The sequence below is a fragment of the Streptomyces fuscigenes genome, assembly GCF_021556455.1.
GTDB lineage: Bacteria > Actinomycetota > Actinomycetes > Streptomycetales > Streptomycetaceae > Streptomyces > Streptomyces fuscigenes.
In genome coordinates this window covers 1-5,335 of the sequence record NZ_JAKGCV010000382.1, presented here as the reverse complement: position 1 = coordinate 5,335, position 5,335 = coordinate 1, and the positions used below count along the sequence as shown (strand labels likewise).

3 protein-coding genes and 2 pseudogenes are annotated in these 5,335 nt (G+C 72.2%); 2 read left to right on the top strand and 3 right to left on the bottom strand.

Annotated features, from left to right (window positions below; genetic code table 11):
• Window positions 1-1,140: lyase family protein (locus L1885_RS22895; RefSeq protein ID WP_235799061.1), on the top strand; the 1,140-nt coding region annotated here is incomplete at its 5' end.
• 318 nt (window positions 1,141-1,458) lie between these two features.
• Here L1885_RS22895 and L1885_RS22890 read toward each other — a convergent pair.
• Both L1885_RS22890 and tnpA read right to left on the bottom strand, forming a co-directional pair.
• Window positions 1,459-2,268: pseudogene (locus L1885_RS22890) on the bottom strand (IS5 family transposase).
• A 50-nt stretch (window positions 2,269-2,318) separates the two neighbouring features.
• Window positions 2,319-2,735 carry an IS200/IS605 family transposase gene (gene tnpA / locus L1885_RS22885; protein WP_235799060.1) on the bottom strand — a complete coding sequence of 139 codons (417 nt, stop codon included), beginning with the start codon at window positions 2,733-2,735 and terminating at the stop codon, window positions 2,319-2,321.
• A gap of 25 nt (window positions 2,736-2,760) precedes the next feature.
• Between tnpA and L1885_RS22880 the strand changes: the two are divergent.
• A pseudogene (locus L1885_RS22880) lies at window positions 2,761-3,992 on the top strand (RNA-guided endonuclease InsQ/TnpB family protein).
• Between the two features lie 13 nt (window positions 3,993-4,005).
• Here L1885_RS22880 and L1885_RS22875 read toward each other — a convergent pair.
• Entirely contained in the window at window positions 4,006-4,755 is a 750-nt protein-coding gene (locus L1885_RS22875) for a GNAT family N-acetyltransferase (protein WP_235799059.1), read from the bottom strand.
• Window positions 4,756-5,335: the final 580 nt, after the last annotated feature.

The window sequence follows — 5,335 nt, the reverse complement described above, 5'->3', positions numbered from 1 at the left end:
CTCGCCCGGGCGCAGGGCGCGCCCGCAGGCGCGGTCGACGCGCTCGCGGCCTGCGCGGACCGCCTCGACCCGCGGGAACTGTCGCTGCGGGCCCGGGCGGGCGGCAACCCGGTGATCCCGCTCGCGGAGGCGCTGCGCGCGGCCGTCGGCGCCGAGTGGGCACCGTACGTGCACCGCGGCGCGACGAGCCAGGACATCCTGGACACCGCGCTGATGCTGGTCGCGGCCCGGACGCGGACGCACGTGCTGGGGGACCTGGAGCGCACGGCTGCCTCGCTGGCGCGCCTGGCCGCGGAGCACCGGGACACCGTCATGCCGGGCCGCACCCTGACCCAGCACGCCGTCCCCACCACCTTCGGGCTCAAGGCCGCGGGCTGGCGCTCGCTGGTCCTGGACGCGCGCGACCGGCTCGCAGCGGTGCGCCTCCCGGCCCAGCTCGGCGGCGCGGCGGGCACGCTGGCCGCGCTGGGCGGGGCGGAAGCCCTCCCCCCGGTGGCCGCGTACGCGCGCGAACTGGGCCTGGCCGAGCCGGCATTGCCGTGGCACACGCTCCGCACTCCGGTGGCCGACCTCGGCGGTGCGCTCGCCTTCGTCTGCGCGGCGCTCGGCAAGGCGGCGGAGGACGTGCTGACGCTGTCGCGCACGGAGATCGGCGAGGTCGCCGAGGGCAGCGGGGGCGGCTCGTCCGCGATGCCGCACAAGGCGAACCCGGTGCGCGCGACCCTAGCGGCGGCCGCCGCACGGCAGGCGCCGTCCCACCTGGCGGTGCTGCTCGGCGCCGTGCCGGCCGCGGACGAGCGACCGCCCGGCGCGTGGCACGCGGAATGGCCCGCACTGCGCGAACTGCTCCGCCTGGCGGGCGGCTCGGCCGCTCACCTCGCGCAACTGGCAGAGAGACTGCGGGTCTTCCCGGACCGTATGGCGGAGAACCTCGGCCTCACGGGCGGGTTGATCGTCAGCGAGCGCTTCTCCGCGGTGCTCGGCCCGCGGGAGGCGAAGAGGCTGATCGAGCGGGCGCTCGCGGACGGCGTCCCGTTCGCCGAGGCTGCCGTGGCCGCCGGGCACGGCGACCTGCTCGACCCGGCCGGGTGGACGGGAGCGGCCGGCGCCCTCGTCGACCGGGCGCTGGAGCGCTCGTAGGACGCCGGACGCCGGACACCACGCTCGGCGGGTCGGCGGGTCGGCGGGTCGGCGGGTCGGCGGGTCGGGGTGACGACGGGACGACGGGAACGGGCCCTTTCGGCCCGTTCCCCCGAGTCCCGGATCTCCGGCCCCCGATCCCCGGCCCGTTCGACCCGTCGACCCGCCCGCCCGATGCGCGCCCGGACCGGCGGCCGTCCGTTGCTACCGGGTCTATTCGCAGTGCACCGGGCTTCAGCCCGGTGGTGAAGCGAATCTGAGAACTGCTCTGACCTCAGCTGTGGGCACAGATCCGCGCTGTTCTGCTTAGACGTCGTTTCAGTTGGTGAGTCTGCGGTAGTTGATGAGGCTGGTCGCGATCGCGGTGAAGGCCAGGAAGTGTTCCGGCTTGCGTTCGTAGCGGCGGTGCAGACGTCTGCAGCCGGCGAGCCAGGACATGGTGCGTTCGACGACCCAGCGATGACGGCCCAGCCGGGCGGAGCTTTCCTTGCCGCGACGAGCGATACGGGGCGTGATTCCACGCTCGCGGAGCCATCGCCGCTGGTGGTCGTAGTCGTAGCCCTTGTCGCCGTGCAGCTTGTGCGGCCGTCGCCGCCGCGGCCCGCGTCGACTACGGATGGGAGGTATGCCCTGCACGAGGGGCTGCAGGGCGAGGCTGTCGTGGGTGTTCGCCGCAGAGACCGCCACCGAGATCGGCAGGCCCGACCGGTCCACGATCAGGTGGATTTTTCGATCCGTTCTTGCCGCGGTCGGTCGGATTCGGTCCCGTCAGCTGCCCCCTTTGAGAGCCCTCACGCTGACAGAGTCGATGGCGCAGCGCGACCAGTCCAGCTCCCCGCGTGCCCCGAGTTCGTCGAGGATGACCCGATGCAGCCGGGCCCACACACGGGCCTTGGACCACTGGGCGAAGCGCCGGTAGACGGTGGGCCAGGCCGGCCCGAACACCGGCGGCAACTGCCGCCAGGAGCAGCCGGACGTCGCCACGAACACGATCGCCGTCAACACCTCACGATCGCCCGCCCTCCGCCGACCGCCGCCCTGCGGACGTATGACCTCCGTCGGAGGCACCACCCGCCGAAACAACTCCCACAACTCGTCCGGCACCAACCGCTCAGCAAGACTCGCCATGCTCAGACCAACGAATGAGCAAGCCAAAGGAAACGATGTCTTAGCCCAGGTCAGAGTGGCCGGTTCTGCTGCTCGATGTACTGCTTCACAGTGCTGAGCGGCGCACCGCCGACCGACCCGGCGAAGTACGAGCCGGACCACAGGCGTTGTGCCCGCCAGTAGTGGCGGACGAGGTCGGGGAACTCCTGACGGAGCCTGCGGGAGGACACGCCCTTGAGGGAGTTCACGAGCCTGGACACGGCGACCTTAGGCGGGAAGTTCACGAGCAGGTGGACGTGGTTGGCCTCGCCGTTGAACTCCACCAGCTCGGCCTCGAAGTCCTCGCAAACGGCTCTCATGATCTCCTCGCACCGCGTCAGGTGCCGGTCAGCGAAGACGGAGTGCCGGTACTTCGTCACGAAAACCAAGTGGACATGCATGCGGAAAATGCAGTGACGGCCTGTGCGAACGTTCTCATCGATACCCATAAACCAACTGTGTATCGTGATCCGTATGCAGCTTCGGTACAGCTTCCGCTTGTACCCGAGTGCCGGTCAGCGCACGGCGTTGGCGAGGGCGTTCGGGTGCTCGCGGGTGGTCTACAACGACGCCCTCAGGGCTCGGGAGACCGCCCGCGCGGACGGGCTGCGGTTCCCGAAGACCGGCGACCTGTCGAAGCTGCTGATCACCGAGGCGAAGCAGACGCCCGAGCGGGCCTGGCTCGGCGAGGTCTCCGCCGTCGTGCTCCAGCAGTCCCTGCGGGACCTGGACACCGCGTACCGGAACTTCTTCGACGGCTTGAAGGGCAAGCGCCCACGTGTGGGTGCGCCCCGGTACAAGTCAAAGCGAGACACCCGTCAGGCGGTCCGGTTCACCGCGAACGCCCGCTGGTCCATCACGGCCGGGCAGAAGCTGCGCCTACCGAAGATCGGCGACCTCAAGGTCAAGTGGTCCCGGACGCTGCCGTCGACGCCGTCCACGGTGACGGTGGTCAAGGACAGTGCGGGACGGTACTTCGCCTCCTTCGTCGTGGAGAGCGGCCCGCAGGAAGTCCTGCCCACCACGACACCCGAGGTCGGCATCGACCTCGGTCTGACGCACTTCGCGATCCTCTCCGACGGCACGAAGATCGACAGCCCGCGCTTCCTGCGCCGAGCCGAGAAGCGCCTGAAGAAGACACAGAGGGACCTGTCCCGCAAGGAGAAAGGCTCCCACAACAGGGACAAGGCCAGGGCCAAGGTCGCCCGCGCGCATGCACGGGTGGCCGACGCGCGCCGCGAGTTCCACCACCAGCTCTCCACCAAGCTGATCCGCGAGAACCAAGCGGTCGCCGTGGAGAACCTGGCGGTGAAGGGCTCGCCCGCACCCGCCTGGCCAAGTCTGTCCACGATGCCGGATGGTCGGCGTTCGTGACCATGCTGGAGTACAAGGCCGCCCGGTACGGACGCACCTTCGTGAAGATCGGCCGGTTCGAGCCGACCTCCCAGGTGTGCTCCGCGTGCGGCGTCAAGGACGGCCCCAAGCCGTTGCACATCCGGGAATGGACATGCACGGCGTGCGGGACCGTCCTCGACAGGGATGTGAACGCGGCGGTCAACGTCGCGAAGGCGGCCGGACTGGCCGTGTCAGCCCGCGGAGCGCAGGTAAGACGGGCACCCGTGCCCGCACCGCGCGTCGAACCGGGAACCCACCCGAAGCCCCAGCCGGTACTCACCGCCAGGCAGGCGGGAATCTCCGTCCTTTAGGGCGGAGAGGATGTCAAGGGATCGACATGTACAGGCGCCGACCCGCCGGGCGGTAGCCGAGGCGTTCGTACACGCGCCGCGAGCCGTCGCCGGAGTACTCCAGCCACGCCGAGCCGGCACCAGCGGCGAACATCGCCTCGGTCAGGGAGTGCACGACCGCGGCCGCGACACCCCGTCCCCGGTGCTGGGGGCGGGTGCCGATGCCCGCCAGTTCCGACGTGCCGGCGGCCGGCGCCGAGCAGCCTCCGCCGCCCGCGCAGCTGCCGTCCGGGGCGCGGACCAACCGGACCGCGCCGCCGCGCTCCTGCGTGCGCCGCAGCCGGGCCACCCCCTCCGGGGACGAGGCGAACCTGCCCTCGAAGGCATCGCAGAGCGCGGCGTCGAGCGCGGCGTAGTCCTCGTCCGTGTGCGGCGTGGCCGCCTCCGGGCCGCCGGGCGCGGGCGCGGTCAGGGTGCCGGTCGTGCAGACCAGGTAGACGTGTTCCTCCTCAAGGGTGAACCCGGCTTCGAGCAGGGCCGGTTCGACGGCCGGGGCGGCCTCGGGCGCGAACTCCAGCCGGGGCTTGAGGCCCCGGCTGCGGAACTCGCCCACGAGCGCGCGGACATCGGCGGCTCCGGGGCGGGCGCCGGGCAGCGGGGTGGCGTAGTTGATGTAGAGGCTGTCGGTGTCCGGTTCGAATCCGGCGACGAAGCCCCCGGTCTCGACGACCAGGGCACGGCGGCGGAGATGGGCGACGGCGAAGTTCTGGACAGCAGAGTCCACGGTGGTGTTCGACCTCACGTGAGAGCAGAAGTCCGGGTGTCCCGGATGGCGTTCCGCCGCGGTGCGCGGGGCACCGCACATGGGGCCGCCCTGCCCGTCGTGCGGGCGGGGAGCAGGAGCGGAGCGGAGGTCCGCTCAGTGCCGGGGGCGGCCGCTGAGGGGCGCCGGGGCCATAGGTCTTCGGTCCTAGCCGTGAGGCCGCACTCGCGTGCGGAGGGAGATCGACCGGCGCATCGTGGCACAGCCCGCGCGGGACGCACAAGACCCCGCGTCGCCGCGCGGCCCGGGCCGTCCCGCGTCCCGCACGGCAGGGCGGGGCCCGGCGCCCGGCATGACGCCGCCCGCGTCCGTGGGAGGCGCGGGAGGCGGGCGCCCCGCACGGCGCCCGCCTCCCGGTGGACCGGAGGCCCCGGGCCCGCGCCGGTGAGGGGTGCGCGGGCCGGTTCTCCGGTGGTCTTCGGGGCTGTCCTGCTCCCACGTGCCGCCCCCATGATCGCGTAGGGATCCGCACGGGCCGACGGGGCGGCGCGGGTGCAGCCGCGGCGGCACCGGGAGGGCAACCGGGGCACCGCGAGGGTCC